Consider the following 18,565-nt stretch of genomic DNA (forward strand, 5'->3'; position numbering starts at 1 on the left):
CTGATGCCGTGGTTCGGCGGATGTATTAGCGAAGCGTGCCCACCCTCCTATCCCGAGTACGGACGGCCGCCAGACCGCCAACCCATAGCACTCAACGAAGCTGATCAGGGGCTATCCCCTGGAGAGCAGGTCCCATGAAGCGCTCGCGCAGCCCCGCAGCCCACGCCGGCCCGTCAGATGCCGCCGCCGAGCCTGTCGACCCCACCCGTCGCCGGATCCTGCAGGCGGGGGTAACCGGGCTTGGAGTGGCCGCGTTCGCTGGCCTGGCCGGCACCGCCAGGGCCGGGTCGGCAGCCGCTGCGCCGCTTCACGCAGGTGCGGGCTGTCCGATGGGGGCGGTTGGTTACACGCCAGCGGTGAATTTCGGTCGTCTCTTCGATCTGCCGCCGTTCGCTGACAACACGGCGCAACTGCGTAGGGCGCTGCTCGCCGTCGCCGAGCCGGGCGGGATGCTCGACGCGAAGGACAATCTGTACGGGCCCGGAGGCGGTCCGGTCACCTTGATCACCGATCCGGCGCTGAGCTTGATCAATCGCAACAACGTTCACGACACCGCCGGCATGACGTTCGTCGGCCAGTTCATCGATCACGACATCACCTTTGACGCCTCGTCGAAGCTTGGCGTGACCACCGACCCGTCCAGCTCGCCGAACTCACGATCGGCCCGGTTTGATCTGGATTCGGTCTACGGCGGGGGACCGGTTACCCAATCCGAACTTTATGACCCGGCGATGCCGATCAAGTTCCTGCTGGAATCCGGCGGCCAGTTCGAAGACCTGCCGCGCAGACCCGATCATTCGGCGATCATCGGTGACCCTCGAAACGATTCGAACCTGATCATCTCGGGCCTGCACGCGGCCTTCTTAAGATTTCACAACAACGCCGTCGATACGGCTGCGCTGGCCGGCGACGAACCGATCGATACCTTCACGCGTGCCCGCCAGCTGACGACCTGGCACTACCAATGGCTCGTCGTCAATCGGGTACTGCCCAACTTCGTCGGCCAACCGCTCGTCGATGACATCCTGCGCAACGGGCCGCAGTTCTATCACCCGGGCACGCACCCGTACATCCCGGTCGAGTTCTCGGGTGCGGCGTACCGCTTCGGTCACAGCATGATTCGTCCGTCTTACCGTGCCAACCTCGCCGGCGACAACGGCGCCCCGTTCTTCGGGCTCATCTTCGACTCCCACGTGCAGGTCCCGGACGGACACAACCCGGCGGCCGACCCGGGAGACCTGCGCGGCGGGTTCCGTTCGGCTCGCCGGTTTATCGGCTGGCAGACCTTCTTCGATTTCGGCGGCGCGTTCAGCGCGCAGACCAAGCCGAACAAGGTGATCGACACCGTGCTGTCGACGCCGCTGTTCGCACTGCCGACGAGCGCGATTGCCCACATACCGGGCGATCCAGGCCCGATCGCGCTGCCCCAGCGAACCCTGCTGCGCCACCTGACCTGGTCGCTGCCGTCCGGGCAGTCGGTCGCCCGGCGCATGCGGGTACCGGTCCTTGACCGGGCAGACTTCGCCGACCTGGCAGGCTTCGGGCACGGGCTCAACGCTACGACGCCGCTCTGGCTGTACGTCCTGCGCGAGGCCCAGCTCGTCAACGACGGCCAGTACCTAGGGCCAGTCGGCGGTCGTATCGTCGCCGAAGTGTTCCTGGGCCTACTCCGCGCCGACCCGGCCAGCTACCTCAACGCACGACCCCGCTGGCAGCCGACCCTCGGCGCCACCGGCAGCGACTACCAGATCAGCGACTTTCTACGGTTCGCCGGCGTCGACCCCATCAGCAGAGGTCAGTAAGCCGTCGAACCGAATCCCGCCAGCTCCCGCGGGACCTTTTCGCCGTTACCGCCGGGCTCGCTGCTTGTCGTGCACGTCATGGGGGAGGTGCGTTCGGCAAAATTCCCCGTTGCAGCTAGGGCAGGCCGAGCGTGCCCTGCTCGTGCAATCACTGAACTCACATCCGCCGAGGATGTCGGTCGGCCCGTATTTGCTGGCTGGATCGGTCACGGGCGACCGCTGTTGGGTCACGAATCCTCATTACGAAATATCACGCCTTCCACGCTATGCCACCGCCGGTAGGTCTGTAAGGGCAGTACGTCCCTAACTCGCGAGTCGCTATCCGTAGACACTGCCAGGTGCGTTGCTGCTAGTGAGCCAATACCGCCTCGGCGCGGGCCAAAAGCGTGTTCAGCACCCGCGCAGTGGCAGCGACGTCGGCCTCGGGTATTTCAGTCCAGATCGTTTGAGACTGAGCGGCTGCGCTGGCCAGAATCTGGTCGAGCAGCGTCGAGCCCGCTGGCGAGAGCCGTCCGTCGCTCAGCAGCCCTTCGTCGGTCAAGCCCGTGACGATCTGCGCGGCGTCCGCGAAGTGCGCTCGTCCGCGCACGGCTTCGGTCAGGTCTTCCGACGTGGTGAGGGTGCTTGCGACCTTGAGGGTGACGTACTGCTGCTCGTCGAGCCCGGTGTCGGCGAGGTTGCGCCGGAGCAGCGCACCGAGGGTTTTCTCGGTTCGGCCGATCAATTCAGGTCCGAAGGTGATCATCTTGTTCCTCCAATTATCGTTGGTGCTGCCAACGATATACCCGACTCGTTGGACGGACCAATGAATTTCGCAGTATGATTCGAAGGTGCCGAACCGACTCGACGACAAGCCCACCTGGCTGATCAACCAGCTGTACCTGCGCGCGCATCGGTTGCTGGCTGATGGCTTCGCACAAGCGGGCTCGCGCGGCTACCACTATCGGCTGCTGGCGGCTATCGAGCAGCACGGCCCGACGAGTCAGGCCGAACTCGGCCGGGCGACTGGCATTGATCGCAGCGACGTGGTCGCGGCGGTGAACGAGCTGGCCGACGACGGGTACGTCGAACGGACGGCAGATTCGTCAGACCGGCGACGCAACGTCATCTCCATGACTCGGCGCGGAATCCGAAGGCTGGACGAACTCGAGCCGGTCGTGGCCGAGGCCCAGGTGAGTCTCTTGGCGCCGCTCAGTCGGGCCGAGCGGACCCAGTTCATCGCCCTCATGCGCAAGGTCGCCGACGCATGACGATCGCTCGCGCTGCCAACCGCATTGTGCGGCCCGAAGTTTCGGTTGATCGGCCGCCAACCGAAACTTCGGGCCGCACAATGCCGGCGACGGGGCCGGGGAGGCATTGCTAGCCTTGGTTTGAACAGGGGAGCCGACGATGACAGGTGCGCCAACGTCAGCACATGACGATGGCCCCAGCCCGCCGTCCGAACCGGGCCCGCCGTCCGAACCGGGCCCGCCGCCCGAACCCGGCCCGCCGCCCGAAACCGGTCCGCAGCTCGAAACCAGCCCGCCGTCGCGGGTGGGCATCGGACTGCTCGCCCTCGTCGCCGTCGGGCTGATCCTGATGCTGGGGTTCGCCCCGCTGTCGGAGGTCACGGCTCACGGCCTTCCCCGGATGCCGACGTCCGTCCAGCCTGAGGTCAACACCTCCGGAAGCGCCGACATCTCGACGGTTCGCGACGTGCCGGTCGGGTTGCCAGCCGGCGCGAAGATTCGCACCACCGAGGATGTCCTGCCGTACGTCCAAGCCGCTTTCGGTGTTGAAACCTCGGCTTTCATGGCCGCGCTTCGGTCCAGCCGCGACCTGCCGAGCAGCGCCATCGGGGAGGCTGATCACCCCGACTACCCGTATTTGTATCCCCAGTATCCGTACCGGTATCCGCAGCTCGAAGGTGTTCTCGACGCTGCGCCGCCAGCGCAGTTCGCTGCCAGCGCTACGGCGTTGGGCGCCGCGCTGACCGTGCTGAGTGCTCAGCCAAGCAGCACCTTTCCGAAGGGGCCGGACTTGTTCGTCAGTCTCAACGCTGCGGCCGCCGCCTACGGAGTGCTCGATCGGGCCCGCGAGACAGGTGCCTGCGCACCACAACTGGATCTACTCCTCCTCGTTTCGTCGGACCCCCTGAGCCGGGCCACGACGGTCAATCAGGAAGCGACGCGCACCGAGGCGGCCTGCCCGCACGATCCGACGCCGGGCTGGCTGCTCGGTCAGGCGCAGCTGCGCCTTCAGCCCGCCGCGCTCGGAGCGACGGGTCTGAGCGCGCAAGATGTGCTGAACGGCCGGGTGGCGACCAGGACTTTCAGCGAGCTCAGCACGACCTACCCGAACGATGCCGGTATTGCGGCCGGGCTAGCGGACAGCTACCTGCACGCCGGAACGCATCTACTCACCAGCGAACCCTTTACCGCACGGCAAGATCTCGATTCAGCCGTCACCGCCTACAACCGCGTCGCCGCCCTGGGCGACCTGCGCGATGCCGCCGTCGGTGTCTCACGCGCGCTCATCGGGCTGGGCGAGCCAAGCGAGGCAGCTCGGGTCGTGCAGCCGTACGCCCAATCCGGAGCGGCGCCGTACACGTCGCTCGAATTGCTGATCACCGCGGACGAGGCGGCCCACGACTTCGGTGCGGCCCAGGCCGCAGCACTTCGCCTCGACAGGCTCGGAAAGGACGCCTACCCCGACAGCGACGCGTTCATCCCTTCTCCGGTAGGGGAGTCCGTCGGTTGGCTTGATGACGCCAGCCTGCCGCTGTCGTACGAAAACGGCCGAGTCACGGGCCTGAACAGCGAACTTGTCAGCGGCGGCGGCGCCGGTGGCTCGGTGCAGGACCTGTCGTTCCTGCCGTTGTATCGGCCGGATGTGAACGTCACGACACAGCCGGATTGCGCGTCGTGGACAGCGCGGCGGGACCTGATCGCGACCGGACAGGGTGCGCAGGCACTAGTGGGCTGGCCGGCGGAATTCAACACCTCCCTCGGTGTCGGCGGCTGCATCACGTCTGGATCATTGCTCCAGGTCGCCCGGACCGAGGCCGGCCAACCTGTGGATCGCGCCTCCTTCACGGCTGACCAGATCGCTGATGACACCCAGAACCTGTATCGGTGGTCAGGGAACCTTGTCGGCGCGCGAACAGTCGCAATGCGATGGGAGGCCGCCGCCGGCAACAAGAACGCAACGCCCGCACTTCGCGTCGGCGAGATCGACTACCTCATGCGTCGATATGACGACGCTGCCGCCCAATTCGCCATCGCCGCACGGGTATCGCGCCTCGCACTGCCGGGCGACGATCTGGCTGTCGACCAGGCCATGCTGGACCGTGGTGCCGACCTTCTCGCGGCCGGACGCGCCACCGAAGGCGTGCAGGTGCTGAGGCCACTTGATGCGTTGGCGACAAAGGGATTCGCCTTCCAAAACTCGCAGCCAACCGGGGCGGACGACGCCGTCGCGTTTGCGTCGGTGTCCTACTTCGCCTGTGAACAATTGGCCGATTACGAACGCGGCGCCGGCCAGTTGCGGGCAGCCGTCGAGGACTACACGACCGCGCTGAGCTGGACCGCACAAGTCGAGCGAGGCTCGGGCGTAAGGCCGGAGGTCTTGAACAACAATGCCGCCCTGGCCTATCTCGGACTTGGCCAGACGTCGACCGCAGCCGCGCTGGAAAACAGGGCGCTCGCCTCGGACCCGGCCGACCCTGTTTTTCTCATGACCGCAGGCTTCATCGCAGACCGCGCTGGTGATATCGCCGATGCCACCAGCGACGACCAGAAGGCCTTGGCGAATGATCCCGGCGCGTTCCCGGCCGCCAACGATCTCGCGGTGGAACTGACCCGAGCGCACCACAGTCATCTCGCCGTTGCAGCATCGCGCCAAGCCGTCGGCGCAAATGCGAGCTACGCGCTTGGCTGGTTCGACCTCGGAGTCGCGGAGTCACATCGTGGCCCGACGGCTCTACTTGCTTCACAGGGGGCGCTGGCCAAGGCCTACACCCTCGACTCGTCGCTGAAGGACCGCCGCCAGCAGATGACCATTGACGCATCGGTGTACCGGACCGCGCTCGACCTGTCCGAACCACTGCCACCCAACTGGAGTCTCGCGCAGCTACCGCGACCTGCGCCCCTCGCCTCGGTCGGCCTGCTTGCGGCCGTCGTTCTCGGGTTCGGGCTGACGAAGGCATCGGGACGTGGCGGGTCCGGCTGGGCCGAGAAGTGGCTCGACCCGCTGTCCGACCGGCTTGCGTCGGTCAGGCTGCTGGCCCGGAACCCCAGTGCGGTGTGGGCTCTAGCCGCGACCGTCGTCACCTTCCTGCTTGCCGACCTCAGGCACGCCAGCGGGTCGACCGAGACCGTCGCTTACCTGGCCGGCGTGCTCGTTCTGGCTTGCGCGGCGACGGCCGCCCGCTACGCCGTAGCCCGGGTTCGGGGCGTGTCGGTGAAGCAGTCGTCCTGGCTGCCTGGCATCGGGTTCGGGCTGGTGACCGGCGCGCTAGGGCTGCCGTGGGCGCCGTTGCCGGTGATTCGCGACGTGAAGCCGGACGGCCCCGAGCGGAACGAACGTGCTCTGCGGATGGCCGCCCCGCTCACGATGGCGGTGCTCAGCCTCGTCCTGTTCATCGAATCGGCGTGGCTGCACACCCCGATCACCCAGTCGTGGGCGGTGGCGGCGTTGATCATGTCCGCCTCGACGCTGCTACCGGTCGGTCCGCTTGACGGGGCGCATCTCGGTAAGGCGGGTGTCATGACCGGCGCCGGCGTTGTCGGTGGCGCCGTCCTGGTAAGCCTCGGCCTGTTGTAGCTGTCGGGTAAACCGCACGATGCCGCGGGATCAGGGCAACCCACGCAGGCGCGCCTCGATCGAGCTCTTGACGGCCGCGGTGACAGCGGCGTTGAGCTGACGGGTGAGGTCGTCCGAGTCGTTCAGGTTGGCGAGCAGTTTGCGTAGGTCGAGGTTGTTGATTGTGCGCCGCAGGACGTCGTCGGTCTTGAGGACGCTGTTGATCACCGCAGGGGGCAGAGCGCGGATGGTGGCCTTGATGATCGGGTTCAGGTCCGTGCTGTCGAGCGCTTCGTCGGTCAGGTCGGACGCGGGGGGCAGCGTGTTATCTGCCTTCATGCGATCCACCGCTTCGAGCAGGCCTGCCCGCAACGCGTCCACTTGAGCATCGGTCGGCGGAGTCTTCTGCTCGGCGAGCTGGAGCGTGAGCGCCTCGCGGGTCACGCCGAGGCGGCACGCGGCGCCGTCAAGGCCGAGCAGCACGAGCCGTTCGCCGAGTGCGTCGATGCCGGTGGAGACCGGCGTAACAGTCCGCGGGGCACACGGCGAGGCAGCCCTTGTCGGAGCGAAGTCACCGCCGCCGTTGGCCAGCTGCACGCCGAGGACACCGCTGACGAGGACCACCGCGGCGAGGGGGAGGGCAGCCGCGCGCAGGTTCACCGCGGGCGTCATGTGATTCTCCGACGGCGTAACGGGATCATCGGCACGAGGGCCAACAGTGCGAGCACGGCTGCGATCAAGAACGAGTTCCGAAACGCTCGGGTCGCAGCGCGTTGGATCTGACCGTTCAGGTCGCGCTCGAGTTGCTCCGCCGCGGGACGCTCCTGCGGTGCCACCTCCAGCTTGGCGAAGGCGGGGTGCAAGTCGGGCACCCGGCCGCGTTCTGCCGTCAGCTGATCGCCGAGCGACTGGGCAAGCGCGATCTTGTCTTGGGTCTTCAGCGGGGCATCCAGCACGAGCGAGGTGATGGCCTCCTGGGCCGGCACCTGGGCGTCGCGCAGATCGGCAGTGAACACAGGGGTAAGTATCGCCAGCCCGAGCACGACGCCGGCGTGGCGAGCACTGATCGTCCAGCCGCCGTGCAGCGCGCGCGGCAACCGGTCGCGCAAGGCCTCGAGGGTCAAACGGTCCACAGTCAGGCCGAGGCCGAACCCGATGAGAGCCTGTGGGGCGATCGTCCAGGCAAGATTGGCCGACGGTGGCAACGCCAGCGCAGCCAGGCCGCCCGCGACGAGCAGGCAACCCGCGACTGTCTCCGCTTGCGGACCGGCACGAGCCCGTCGCGCCAGCGGAGTGGCAACGAAAGCCGCGATTGGGACCACTGAAACGGTGAGGGCGGCGATCGCCGGCGAGCGGCGCCACCCGTCGACCAACAGCAACACCAGCAGGAAGAGTGTTGCGGTCAGTGCCGCTGAGAGCAGGAGGAGCGCAACGTTCGGCGCGATCGCCGGGCGATGCATCACCGATCGCGGGACGGTTTCACTGCGAATGCTCAGCGCGGCCGGGACGGCAAGAACCGCGACCGGCACCTGCACGACGAAGATCGCCTGCCAGGAAATGGCCTCGGTGAGCAGGCCGCCGGCAACCGGGCCCGCTGCAGTTCCGACGACGCCGGCCGCGATCCAGCGGGCAACCCCGCGGCGCTCATCCGTTGCCGCCACCAGAAGCTCAAGGCAGCCAACGAGCGCGAAGGCTCCGCCGAGCGCCTGCACGCAGCGAGCCCCGATCAGCACCTCCATCGATCCGGCCGACGCACATGCGACCGAGGCTGCGGCGAACACCGCGATACCTGCCGCGCAGAGTGGGGTTGGGGCCCTTCGCGTGCAGACCCAGGCGGCGGGGACGACCACCAGCGCGAGGACGAGGTTGAACGCGATCAGCACCCACGCGACCTGGCCGACGGTTCCGCCGAGTCGTCGCAAGATCTCGGGCAGGGCCAACGTGACGATCGCCGAGTCGGCGAGGACGAAGCCGACCGTGAGGCCGAGCAACGGAACCGCCGCGCGATGCACGCGCACAGCGTCACGCGGCGCATAGTCCGTCTCCATCGGTCTCACCCTAACTAGTGTCCGGCATCGCGGCGGCCCGGATCATGAACCAAGTCGGAGCGCTAGTCTCGGTCGACCGAATCACTGTGATTGGCGGCTGATTCGGCGGATACCGCCGCGTGTTCCGAACGCGTCAATACGAGTGGCGCGCCGTCGGTGATGGCGATGGTGTGCTCGCTGTGAGCGGTACGAGATCCGTCGGCGGAGCGGATGGTCCACCCGTCATCGTCGTAGATGATTCTGTCGGTGCTGCGGGCGAACCAAGGCTCGATCGCAATTGTCAATCCCGGCTGCAACTTGAGACCACGTCCCGCCCGTCCCACATTGGAAACGTGTGGGTCTTCGTGCATCGTGCGCCCGATTCCGTGGCCACCGAACTCGGCGTTGACTAGGTACCCGTAATCGGCGGCAACGGCGCCGATCGCCGCGGAGATATCGCCCAGCCGGTTACCGGGCAACGCAGCGGCAATCCCCGCTGCTAAGGCACGTTCGGTGGCTTCGATGAGGTGCTCGTCCTCAGCTCGCGCGGTACCTACGATCAAACTCCGCGCTGAATCGGCGGCCCACCCATCAATCGACACAGCGATATCCATGCTCAGTAGGTCTGCGTCACGCAGCACATAGTCGTGCGGCAGCCCATGCAGCACTGCATCGTTGACCGACAGGCAGATAACGTTACGGAACGGGCCTCGCCCGAATGACGGCGCGTAATCCCAGTAGCACGACTGCGCGCCACGCTGGGCGATCAGCCGGCGGGCGCGGTGTTCGAGGTCGAGTAGGTTCACTCCAGGCCTGGCCCGGCGGGCGAGGTCGTCGAGCAGTTCGGCGATGAATACGCCGGTGACCCGCATCGCTTCGATCTCTCGAGGTGTCTTCAGTTCCAGCACAGGAATACCTTCCCACCCGCTGCCATGACCGGTATGAAAATACCACCATAGTTCGATAGGCCGGTATTTTCATACCGACTCCAGGTAGGCTGGCCGAATGGTGCGTCTCCCACTCACTCCCGCCCAACTTGTGGTCGGTCAGCGCCTGGGTGCGTATCTGCGTCAAGCTCGAGGCGAACGCACGCTGGTCGAGGTGGCGCAGGCGGCGGCGATCTCACCGGAGACTCTGCGCAAGATCGAGACCGGCCGGATGCCAACCCCGGCATTTACCACCATTGCAGCACTGGCTCGCGTCCTCGTCGTGCCCCTCGACGACCTTGCGCACATCTGCCTCGCCCGTGCAGACCTCCAGGCGACCGGCTGACAGACTTCGGCGAACTACGCTGTCCGCAAAGGACATCCACCGTCGCTAGTCGGTGATTGCGGGTTCGCCGGCGAGCCAGTTGCGCAGCGCGGGGAACGTTCCGGGTCCTGTGTCGGACTCAACGATGCCTGCGAGGTCGGCGATGGTGACGCCTGCGAGGGAATCTCGCCACGCCTGTTCGGCTTGCTTCATCACCCGGGCAACGCCGCAGGGCCGGGTGCAGGCTTCGCCGGTGGCCGGCAGCGGCCCGTTCTGGCGAATCTCGGTGCAGCGAAAGGCGGGCGCCGGGCCCTCGATGGCAAGCACGATGTCGAGCACGGTCACCTCGTCAGGCGGGCGCGTCAGCGTGTAACCGCCGATGCGACCCTCCACTGTGTGGACGAGGCCCGCGCGAGAGAGCTGCTGCAAATGCTTGGCCAGGTACGTCCGCGAGATGCCATGGAACTCTGCGAGTCGTTGCGCGGACACCGGTTCGCTGGCCTGGCTGAGAACGACGCAACAGTGCACAGCCCATTCCACGCCGCCTGACATCTTCATGTCGCCGATCCTAACGTGGAAGTCGGATGACAAGTGTCCGCGTTTATGCTTCAATCGCGGATATCAATTATCCGCGTTCAATGGGCACTTGGAGGACACCGTGAAAATCGCTATCGCTGGCTCGACCGGCCTGATCGGCTCCCAACTCACCGCGCTCGCGCGCAAAGAAGGTCATGAGGTCGTCGAGATCGCCCGGCAAACGGGGTTTGACCTGCTGGTGCCGGGCAATCTCGACGAGGCACTCGCCGGTGTCGACACGGTTGTCGACGTCACCCAGAGCCCATCGCTGGACGAGACAGAGGCGACCGACTTCTTCACTACCGTCGCTGGCAACCTCGGGCGCGCCGCTACCGCTGCCGGCGTACCTCGTACCGTGGTGCTCTCGATCGTTGGTGTCGACCGCACTCCTGACTACGGCTACTACGTCGCGAAGCTCGCCCAGGAGCGTGCCGCCCGGGCTGCCGCGCCAGGCGTTGTTGTGTTGCGAGCGACGCAATTCCACGAGTTCGCAGGCCAGATGCTCGGTTGGGGCACGAAGGACGGCGTCGCTCAGATCATCGACGTAACGACGCAACCAGTTGCAACCGCTGAGATCGTCGGGCTGCTTCTCGACCTCGCGACCGGAGCCGCCCAGGGTGACGTGGAGCTGGCAGGCCCGCGCCAGGAGCAACTCGTCGACCAGGCTCGTCGACTGGTCTCTCGTGCCGGATCCGACGTCACGGTCGAGGCTGTGGCGGCACCGAGCAGCATGGCGAATGGGTCGATGCTGCCTGGACCGGACGCGCTGCTGCGTGGCCCGGACTGGGAGACCTGGCTAGAACAACAAGGCTGAGATCGTTTTTGGCTAGTTCGCTCTAAGTTCAAAGGCTGCCACGTTTGGAAACAAGTCCGGTTCTTCCTCGGCCGTGCGAGATAGTCACAGACGGGACGTACGGCACACTCTGGTCGTGACCGATGAACTTAGCCCGGGGTTGTACGAGACCATCCTTGATGCCGCCCTGGACGAACGACTCACCCGCATCGACGGTCGGCTGATCGACCGGCGCCGCTTGCGGTCGGCGGATGCCTCGGATCGGATTGCCCAGCACCTCGCACGGCTGCTCCGTCGAGCTCTGGACTCGGTCCCGGACGCTGATCGGGTTGCGGTTGGCGTCGACGTGGTTCGGCGCCTGCTGAGTGAGGTCGGGACAAGCATTCCCCAAAGCAACGCGGCTGAAGGAGCTCCACTCGCAACGGGCGAAGCGTTATACGGTATCGGCGATTGGCGTCCCGACGGATCGGTGCGCATGCCGTTGGGACCGTTGATTCCGCTGTTGGACACAACGTTGTTGACGAACGCGCCAGGGGAGCCCCGGGTGGGGCGGCAAATTCTCGCCGAAATCGAGTCCTCGGACACCATCGACGTTGTGATGGCCTTTGTGCGACGCAGCGGGCTGCTTCCGCTGGCGGATGCGTTGCGCGAACACTGTAATCGGGGCCGGCGACTGCGCGTCCTGACTACCACCTACACCGGTTCAACAGAAGGGAAGGCGCTCGACCTTTTGAGCGATCTCGGGGCGGAGGTCAGGATCTCCTACGACCTGTCGACCACCCGCCTGCACGCAAAGGCCTGGGTTTTTCACCGCCGGTCGGCGTTCAGTACCGCCTACGTGGGCTCCTCCAACCTGACCCATTCAGCGCAGATAGCCGGCATGGAATGGAACGTTCGAGTATCCGGAGCCCGCAATCCGGACGTGATCGACAAGATTGAGGCAGTGTTCGAGAGCTACTGGCAAAGTAGCGATTTCGAGCCGTACGACGCGGCAGAGTTCCGACTCGCCCTTGAGCGGGAGAAGCGATCTGACGATCCCGGGTCGCAGGCATTCAGTCCGTTAGAGATACGGCTCGAGCCGTTCCAGGAACGATTGCTCGAACTAATCGCAGTGTCACGTGCGCAAGGCCGGCATCGCAATCTGCTGGTGTCAGCGACCGGGACGGGCAAGACCGTCATGGCTGCGATCGACTACGCCCGACTTCGTAGCACCCTGCCTAGGGCGAGGTTGCTGTTCGTCGCGCATCGTGAGGAGATCCTCGATCAGAGCCGAGCCACGTTCAGGCACGCGATGCGCGATTACACGTTCGGAGAGAAATGGGTCGGCGGATCAAGTCCGGAAACGTTCGATCACGTCTTCGCGTCCGTTCAGAGCCTCAACGCGGCAAACCTGGAGCATCTCGATGCAGACCATTTCGACGTCGTCATTATCGACGAGTTTCATCACGCTGCCGCCCCCTCCTACCAAGCGTTACTTGAGCACCTGTCGCCGCGAGAGTTACTTGGCCTGACCGCAACCCCGGAGCGTGCCGACGGCTTGCCGATCCTGCACTGGTTCGATGACCGGATCGCCGCGGAGCTCCGATTATGGGACGCGATCGAACAACATCGACTCACGCCTTTCGCTTACTACGGAATCCACGACGGGATCGACCTGAAAGCAGTTCCCTGGCGGCGCGGCCAGGGCTATGACGTGTCGGCTCTCAGCAATGTCTACACCGCCAATGACGCGTGGGCTCGTTTGGTGTATCAGCAGGTGAACGACCATGTCGACGAGATCTCAACTATGCGTTGCCTCGGGTTCTGCGTGAGCGTCGCCCATGCGGAGTTCATGGCTCGACAGTTCGTGGCGTTCGGAGTGGCTGCCGTCGCCGTGTCGGGCGATACGCCGGCCGGCGAGCGCCGCGATGCGTTACGCGGGCTAGCAGACGGACGGATCCAGGTCGTGTTCTCTGTCGATCTCTTCAACGAAGGCGTTGACGTTCCTGCCGTTGACGTAGTGCTGATGCTGCGGCCAACGGAGAGCTCGACACTGTTTCTCCAGCAACTAGGGCGTGGTCTGCGGACCGCATACAACAAAACCGTCTGTACGGTTCTCGACTTCGTCGGCACTCACCGGCAAGAGTTCAGATTCGATTTGCGGTACCGCGCACTACTCGGGGGCACCCGCAAAGATCTGGAGCGCGCAGTCGAATCCGGGTTTCCGTTCCTTCCGGCGGGTTGTCACATGGAACTGGACCGCGTCGCATCGGAGATCGTGCTTCGCAGCATCCAAGAAGCAATCCCATCCCGATGGCCGGCTAAGGTCGCCGAGCTACGCGCCCTGTCGACCGTTCGCGGACGTGTCAGCCTTGCCGACTACCTTGCCGAGACCGGCCTCGACGTCGGCGACGTCTACACCGGTAACCGCGGCTGGTCTGATCTGCAGGAGGCCGCCGGGGTCGTCGTGGCCGCGTCCGGTGAGCACGAGGTCGCACTGCGGCGCGGGATCGGGCGAATGCAACACGTCGATGATGAACAACGGATCGGTGTCTACTCGAATTTTCTGCAGTCCTCTGATGCCCCGGCCGTGGAGTCGATGACCGAGGTGGAGCGCCGATTGGCGAGGATGTTGGTGGCAAACCTGGCTGACTCGGTCATCGGGAGGCAGGGGTCCCTGCAGGATGCTGTCGATCTGGTGTGGTCGCATCCGCAAATCGTCGCTGAGTCGCTCGACTTACTCGACGTTCTGCGCACTGGTGTCGACCACATGCATGGCGATGCCGTTTCGGGGATTCCGCTTCAGCTGCACGCGAAATACACGCGTATCGAGATCCTAGCCGCGGCTGGCGAGGGATCAGGCGCCAAGACGCCGCAATGGCGCGAGGGCGTCTACGACTCGAAGGTGTCGGGTGCCGACCTCTTGGCCTTTACGCTTGACAAGACGAGCGGCGATTTCTCCCCAACGACCCGCTACCGCGACTACGCGATAACGCCCGAACTGATCCACTGGGAGAGTCAGTCGGGTACGCGAGCGGACAGTCCGACTGGTCGCCGTTATCAGAACCATTTGGCGATGAGCCGATCGATCCTGCTCTTTGCGCGTGCACGGGCGGACGAGCGTGCCTTTTGGTTCCTGGGACCGGCCACCTACGTTGGGCACGAGGGGGAGAAGCCGATGGCCGTAACGTGGAAACTACAAACACCACTGCCGGGCGATCTATTCGCCTCCTTCGCTGCGGCCGTCGCATAGCTCGAAGTCCTTTGGCGTGTGCCGCGAAGCTTCGTTCTTATCCATTCGGGTCGTTCCGCGCGGCTTGCAACTTTCTAGCGATCACTGTCGAGGGTCTTATCCGATTGGGATCGTCCAGATTGTGGCTTTCCCCGGTTCGGTCGTCGCGTGATTGTTGAAGGCGTGCCGGCGGGGAAGTATTGGAGGCGCCGTTTCTCCAGTGCTCGGAGCTGAAAGTTGTAGGGGATAGCAGCGCGCTTAGTCTGGTTGTGACGCTTGCATAGAATCTGGCCGTTTGAGATGCGAGTCCATCCACCACGACTATGCGGGTGTACGTGGTCGGCCTCGAGCCGCTCGGTGGCTTTGCAACGGCCGGTGAGCCATATGTGGTGCTCGCATCGATATCCCGCGCGGGACAGGATTACGGCCTTATCGGCGCGGGAGAACCTGCGGATTGGATCCTTGGGACCCGAATGTATCGCTGTGCGCACAACGCGGGTGACGTTCGTGAGGATCAGCAACCCGATCACGACTCCAAGCCAGGGCGCGGCGCTCACAGTTGCCCAGATGGCGTCGCATATACCGCCGACGAGTGCTCGAGGAGTTAGCCCTTGTGGAGAGGGAGTCGAGGGTGGTGCAGTTCTGATCACGTGCTCCCTATCGACCACGGCATTCGAAAAGCAAATCAACCGCGCAACAGCTGGACGCGCTCGCCGCCTCGGATCAGCGGACCAAGGCACCCGAAGCATTCGGTCCCGGCTCTGCGTTCACCAACGCGGCCGACGTCTGAGTGAACGAGGTGATCGTCCGGCCTACCGTCCAGTCCGAGCCCTGCCTCAGCCATCGCAGCGGGTCGAACGCCAAAAGTGCCGGCCGAGGAACGCTCGCGCCAGCTCACCGGCCCCCGTCAGGTGTGACGAATGAACACGAACGGCAGCCCGCAGATACTCGACGAGACGCTCGCGGCTGACTTAGGCTCGGCGGTGGAACCCATCCGAGTGAGCGAGGCGTGTCATGGCTACAGGTCTTCTGGTCGTCCCCCCGGTGACGAAACAGCACACGAGTGAGCGCTCGCTGATCGAGCGGCCAGCCAGCCCCGACGGTCTGGTCGTAGGTCTGCGCGAGTTCTGGTTCAACTACGACCGCTTCACGCTGGCGTTCGAGGGGTTGCTGAAGAATCGGTTCAAGGTTGCCGGCGTGGCACGGATCGACGGCACCCACCCTCGCACCGGGCGCGTGCTGCAGGCCTGGCAGGAGTTCAATCGCAGCGTCGACTGGGCGCTGGTCGGCTTCGGCGCGTGCGGCGGTTGCGCGCCGTGGGCTGTGATGGACGCGCTGGAGCTGGAGAGTAACGGGGTGCCAACGGTGACCCTGATCAGCGAGGACCTGGTGGGCGTGGCCCGAACGACCGCACGAACAAAGGGCTACCCCCAACTGCGCATTCTGACGCTGCCGCACTACATCGACGACATGGACGACGACGCGATCGTGGCACTGGCCGAGACGACGTTCGACGACATCATTGCGGCGTTGACCCGGCCCATCGGGTGAGCTCACTCGAACTTTCGGGACTGAACCCGGACGGTGTCACCCGGCTGAAATCGTCCGGTCAAGACATTGTCGAGACGTGGGAAGAAATACTCGCCCGTGGCTGGGGCGATGGGTTGCCGGTCATCCCGCCCACACCGGATCGGGTGGCCAAGATGCTCGACGGCCGAGACCCCGACACTGTGGGGCCGTTGATCGGCACCGGCGAGGCGTTCATCGGACGGGAGGCGCAGCCGGCGCCGAGCTATGCCCAGATCGCGGCGAACGCGGTGCTGGCGGGCTGCGATCCGAGCTACTTTTCCGTTGTACTGGCGGGGCTAGAAGCGATCGCCACCGCGGGCGGCGCCGCCATGTTCACCAATAGCCCAGCAGCGCCGCTGTTCGTGGTCAACGGCGCGATCAGGCACGAGCTGGGCATCAACTCATCGCACGAGATGCTGAGCCTCACCACGCGCGCGAACGCCACAATCGGGCGTGCCGTCCGGCTCGTCATGATGAACACCCTCGATGCCCGACCGCCGCGCCTGTTCGACGTGCAGCACGGCATGCCCGGGCGGCTGTCGATGGTGTTCGCCGAATTCGAGGAAGAAAGCCCGTGGGAGCCGCTGTCGGTGACCCATGGTCAACCGCTCGGCGCCAGCACGCTGACCTTGTTTCCCGCGGTCGGCACGATGCCGGTCAACTACCACCAGGTACCGCAGCGGGCGAGCGAGGTACTGCTGATCCTGCAGCGTTGTATGGACTACGTGCGGGGCAACAGAATCGGGCCGTCACCTGACTCCGGGGCCCCGGTCGTGGTGCTGTCGCCCAAGCACGTACGGGCCTTCTCGCTCGAGGGCTGGACGAAGCAGTCTCTGGAGGATGAGCTCACGGCCGCGGTCAACGACCACTACGAGATCGAACTCGTGTCTCATCGGGAGAAGATCGAGCTGATCAATCGAGGCCGGGATCCCGATGAATCTCCAGTGATACCTGGCAAACCGGAAGGGCGGGTGAGTGTCGTGATCGCCGGTGGCGTCGCCGGCTGGCACTCGCTGATCATCCCTACGCTTTCCTGGAGTGGGCCGATCACGGTGCCGATCGCGGAGACGGGCTCGGCACCCAGCGCAGCGTCGATCTGAGTAAGAGACGCGCGTACCTCGTTCGCGAGCACCGGTCGCCGGACGCGTGCGAACAGCAGCTGTCGCCAGAACGACCGGGGATAGGCCGCCCAGGTCACGGTCAACGTGGAGCCGCAGCCTCGGCTGACGACCTGCCAGACCCAGTCGGCGTACGAGGGATTCCCGTCGTCGGTTCGTGATCGGTGCTCGAACCTCAGCGCGACGGGGTCGACTACCGTGGCCTGCGACCGCGCCGGCCACCGTCGTCCCATCGCTCGCATCTGGATCACCCACTCGTTGCCGACGCAGAGTGGGTGCTCGGCACGCTCGATGACGTGATGGATGTGGGCGTTCCATACCGGCAGACGGTCGAGGTCGACGAGCAGATCAAACACATCGTGCGCCGAAGCGGCGAGGTCAATCGACTCGGTTCCTCGAAACGCGGCCCGCATGATTCTGGCCGCCCGTCGGTCACGGCGGGCCTGCCCGGCCAGGGAAGCCGCACGAGCTTCGGCCCGTAACGTGGCTTGCCTATCGGCCGCAAGGGCGGCCTGGACGTAGTGATGGTTCAACATAACGATTTCCTCTGGAATAGCTGGCTTTCCGGGTGGCGTGGCTGGTCATCCTCAGGCGGCAGCCGCGGCGGTGACACGTTGGCGGGCGTCGATGAAGGTCTCGGTCGCCCACCAACGTCGGTACTGATCGGGCCCGAGGTAGTCGATCAAGCTCGCGGTCTGCGACGCATGTGCTTGCAGAGCCGCATATTTCCGGTCGAGGGTCGGCTGGTCGCAATGGACGGCGAAGGCGGCGTCAGAGGCCCGATCTGAGGGCGGGCAGGCCCCGTCCATCCAGAATCCGACTGCGTCGTTGACCTCCGACCATTCCTGGTGGAACTCGGGGGTGAGGGTGGCGTACCAGAGTCGAGCCCGCCGCCCGGTTTGCGCCCATGCGGAGGTGACCCAGCGGGATATCGCCTTGTGGTCGGAATGCCCGGTCAGTCCGTCAGGTCCGAAGGTGACGATCGTGTCCGGTTGGACCTGCTCGATAAGTCGGCGCACCTGCCGGACGCCGCGAGCTGCTGGCACGTCAGCGAGCGCGCCGTCGTGATGGCTCAGCCAGTGATGTTCGCTGACCGCCAAGCTGGCAAGACTCGCCGCAATCTCGCGTTCGCGGATCGCTGCGAGTCGCTCGGGCGGGAACGACTCTGGGTCTTGGGTGCCCAGTTCGCCCTTGGTGGCTGTCGCCACGACGACCCGATGGCCGGCCTCACGGACCTGGGCCATCAGGCCGGCGCTCAGGTAGGCCTCGTCGTCGGGATGGGCCCAAACTCCGAGTAGAACGCCGATTTGGTCGTAGTGCCGGATTCGGCTTGATGCGTGGTTGATTAGTGATTCAGTCATGCAGCCAGCATCGATGCCTGGCCTTCCCCGGCCCTTCTCCACGCTCCTCACGACGGCTTCCGCGACGTCTCCGGC

General features: G+C 65.3%; 15 protein-coding genes and 1 pseudogene. 8 read left to right on the forward strand and 8 right to left on the reverse strand.

What is annotated here, in order from left to right; genetic code table 11:
- Positions 1 to 134 precede the first annotated feature (134 nt).
- Positions 135 to 1,802, forward strand: coding sequence for a peroxidase family protein (locus tag ACSMXN_RS07735; protein WP_022911266.1), 1,668 nt, complete (start codon positions 135 to 137; stop codon positions 1,800 to 1,802).
- Positions 1,803 to 2,151: 349 nt separating this feature from the next.
- Here ACSMXN_RS07735 and ACSMXN_RS07740 read toward each other — a convergent pair whose 3' ends face one another.
- Entirely contained in the window at positions 2,152 to 2,547 is a 396-nt protein-coding gene (locus ACSMXN_RS07740; RefSeq protein ID WP_022911267.1) for a hypothetical protein, read from the reverse strand.
- A gap of 85 nt (positions 2,548 to 2,632) precedes the next feature.
- On the opposite strand from ACSMXN_RS07740, the gene ACSMXN_RS07745 reads away from it, so the two are divergent.
- Complete coding sequence (locus ACSMXN_RS07745; protein WP_022911268.1) at positions 2,633 to 3,052, forward strand: MarR family transcriptional regulator; 420 nt, start codon at positions 2,633 to 2,635, stop codon at positions 3,050 to 3,052.
- A gap of 139 nt (positions 3,053 to 3,191) precedes the next feature.
- Complete coding sequence (locus ACSMXN_RS07750) at positions 3,192 to 6,605, forward strand: hypothetical protein (RefSeq protein WP_022911269.1); 3,414 nt, start codon at positions 3,192 to 3,194, stop codon at positions 6,603 to 6,605.
- Positions 6,606 to 6,635: 30 nt separating this feature from the next.
- Here the strand turns inward: ACSMXN_RS07750 and ACSMXN_RS07755 are convergent, their stop codons facing one another.
- The 3 genes from ACSMXN_RS07755 to map form a co-directional block, all read right to left on the reverse strand.
- Entirely contained in the window at positions 6,636 to 7,256 is a 621-nt protein-coding gene (locus ACSMXN_RS07755) for a hypothetical protein (protein WP_022911270.1), read from the reverse strand.
- Positions 7,253 to 8,632, reverse strand: coding sequence for an MFS transporter (locus ACSMXN_RS07760; protein WP_022911271.1), 1,380 nt, complete (start codon positions 8,630 to 8,632; stop codon positions 7,253 to 7,255). Before ACSMXN_RS07760 ends, ACSMXN_RS07755 begins: the two co-directional genes overlap by 4 nt.
- Before the next feature lie 62 nt (positions 8,633 to 8,694).
- Complete coding sequence (map, locus tag ACSMXN_RS07765) at positions 8,695 to 9,519, reverse strand: type I methionyl aminopeptidase (RefSeq protein WP_022911272.1); 825 nt, start codon at positions 9,517 to 9,519, stop codon at positions 8,695 to 8,697.
- Positions 9,520 to 9,616: 97 nt separating this feature from the next.
- Here map and ACSMXN_RS07770 point away from each other — a divergent pair, with 97 nt between their 5' ends.
- Positions 9,617 to 9,883: a helix-turn-helix domain-containing protein gene (locus ACSMXN_RS07770; RefSeq protein ID WP_022911273.1), complete on the forward strand. Its 267-nt coding sequence runs from the start codon at positions 9,617 to 9,619 to the stop codon at positions 9,881 to 9,883.
- Between the two features lie 45 nt (positions 9,884 to 9,928).
- Here the strand turns inward: ACSMXN_RS07770 and ACSMXN_RS07775 are convergent, their stop codons facing one another.
- The gene (locus ACSMXN_RS07775) at positions 9,929 to 10,420 is read right to left on the reverse strand and encodes an RrF2 family transcriptional regulator (protein WP_022911274.1); all 492 of its coding nucleotides are present in this window, start codon (positions 10,418 to 10,420) and stop codon (positions 9,929 to 9,931) included.
- A gap of 100 nt (positions 10,421 to 10,520) precedes the next feature.
- Here ACSMXN_RS07775 and ACSMXN_RS07780 point away from each other — a divergent pair, with 100 nt between their 5' ends.
- Together ACSMXN_RS07780 and ACSMXN_RS07785 are read left to right on the forward strand one after the other, a co-directional pair.
- Positions 10,521 to 11,252 (forward strand): NAD-dependent epimerase/dehydratase family protein, encoded by a 732-nt coding sequence (locus tag ACSMXN_RS07780; protein WP_027138927.1) that lies wholly within the window; start codon positions 10,521 to 10,523, stop codon positions 11,250 to 11,252.
- 109 nt (positions 11,253 to 11,361) lie between these two features.
- A complete protein-coding gene (locus ACSMXN_RS07785; protein ID WP_027138928.1) occupies positions 11,362 to 14,463 on the forward strand; it encodes a DUF3427 domain-containing protein in 3,102 nt (1,033 codons plus the stop codon).
- Between the two features lie 74 nt (positions 14,464 to 14,537).
- On the opposite strand, the gene ACSMXN_RS07790 is transcribed toward ACSMXN_RS07785, so the two are convergent.
- Positions 14,538 to 15,191, reverse strand: coding sequence for an HNH endonuclease signature motif containing protein (locus tag ACSMXN_RS07790; protein WP_155958193.1), 654 nt, complete (start codon positions 15,189 to 15,191; stop codon positions 14,538 to 14,540).
- A 265-nt stretch (positions 15,192 to 15,456) separates the two neighbouring features.
- Here ACSMXN_RS07790 and ACSMXN_RS07795 point away from each other — a divergent pair, with 265 nt between their 5' ends.
- Both ACSMXN_RS07795 and ACSMXN_RS07800 read left to right on the forward strand, forming a co-directional pair.
- A complete protein-coding gene (locus ACSMXN_RS07795; RefSeq protein WP_022911279.1) occupies positions 15,457 to 15,993 on the forward strand; it encodes a UGSC family (seleno)protein in 537 nt (178 codons plus the stop codon).
- On the forward strand, positions 15,990 to 17,111 hold the full coding sequence (locus ACSMXN_RS07800; RefSeq protein ID WP_022911280.1) for a hypothetical protein: 1,122 nt from the start codon (positions 15,990 to 15,992) through the stop codon (positions 17,109 to 17,111). The genes ACSMXN_RS07795 and ACSMXN_RS07800 overlap by 4 nt, the downstream gene beginning before the upstream one ends.
- A gap of 44 nt (positions 17,112 to 17,155) precedes the next feature.
- On the opposite strand, the pseudogene ACSMXN_RS07805 reads toward ACSMXN_RS07800, so the two are convergent.
- A pseudogene (locus tag ACSMXN_RS07805) lies at positions 17,156 to 17,665 on the reverse strand (SRPBCC family protein); the annotation flags it as partial.
- Positions 17,666 to 17,716: 51 nt separating this feature from the next.
- Positions 17,717 to 18,490 carry a PIG-L family deacetylase gene (locus ACSMXN_RS07810; protein WP_196811110.1) on the reverse strand — a complete coding sequence of 258 codons (774 nt, stop codon included), beginning with the start codon at positions 18,488 to 18,490 and terminating at the stop codon, positions 17,717 to 17,719.
- Positions 18,491 to 18,565: the final 75 nt, after the last annotated feature.

It is taken from the genome of Parajatrophihabitans canadensis, from assembly GCF_053764775.1.

What these genes read in the sequence shown, in the direction of transcription:
- ACSMXN_RS07770 (WP_022911273.1), top strand. Translation starts at nt 9,617, where the DNA reads ATGGTGCGTCTCCCACTCACTCCCGCCCAACTTGTGGTCGGTCAGCGC.
- ACSMXN_RS07740 (WP_022911267.1), bottom strand. Translation starts at nt 2,547, where the DNA reads ATGATCACCTTCGGACCTGAATTGATCGGCCGAACCGAGAAAACCCTC.
- ACSMXN_RS07755 (WP_022911270.1), bottom strand. Translation starts at nt 7,256, where the DNA reads ATGACGCCCGCGGTGAACCTGCGCGCGGCTGCCCTCCCCCTCGCCGCG.
- ACSMXN_RS07790 (WP_155958193.1), bottom strand. Translation starts at nt 15,191, where the DNA reads ATGCTTCGGGTGCCTTGGTCCGCTGATCCGAGGCGGCGAGCGCGTCCA.
- ACSMXN_RS07760 (WP_022911271.1), bottom strand. Translation starts at nt 8,632, where the DNA reads ATGGAGACGGACTATGCGCCGCGTGACGCTGTGCGCGTGCATCGCGCG.
- ACSMXN_RS07775 (WP_022911274.1), bottom strand. Translation starts at nt 10,420, where the DNA reads ATGAAGATGTCAGGCGGCGTGGAATGGGCTGTGCACTGTTGCGTCGTT.
- ACSMXN_RS07810 (WP_196811110.1), bottom strand. Translation starts at nt 18,490, where the DNA reads ATGACTGAATCACTAATCAACCACGCATCAAGCCGAATCCGGCACTAC.
- ACSMXN_RS07750 (WP_022911269.1), top strand. Translation starts at nt 3,192, where the DNA reads ATGACAGGTGCGCCAACGTCAGCACATGACGATGGCCCCAGCCCGCCG.
- ACSMXN_RS07735 (WP_022911266.1), top strand. Translation starts at nt 135, where the DNA reads ATGAAGCGCTCGCGCAGCCCCGCAGCCCACGCCGGCCCGTCAGATGCC.
- ACSMXN_RS07795 (WP_022911279.1), top strand. Translation starts at nt 15,457, where the DNA reads ATGGCTACAGGTCTTCTGGTCGTCCCCCCGGTGACGAAACAGCACACG.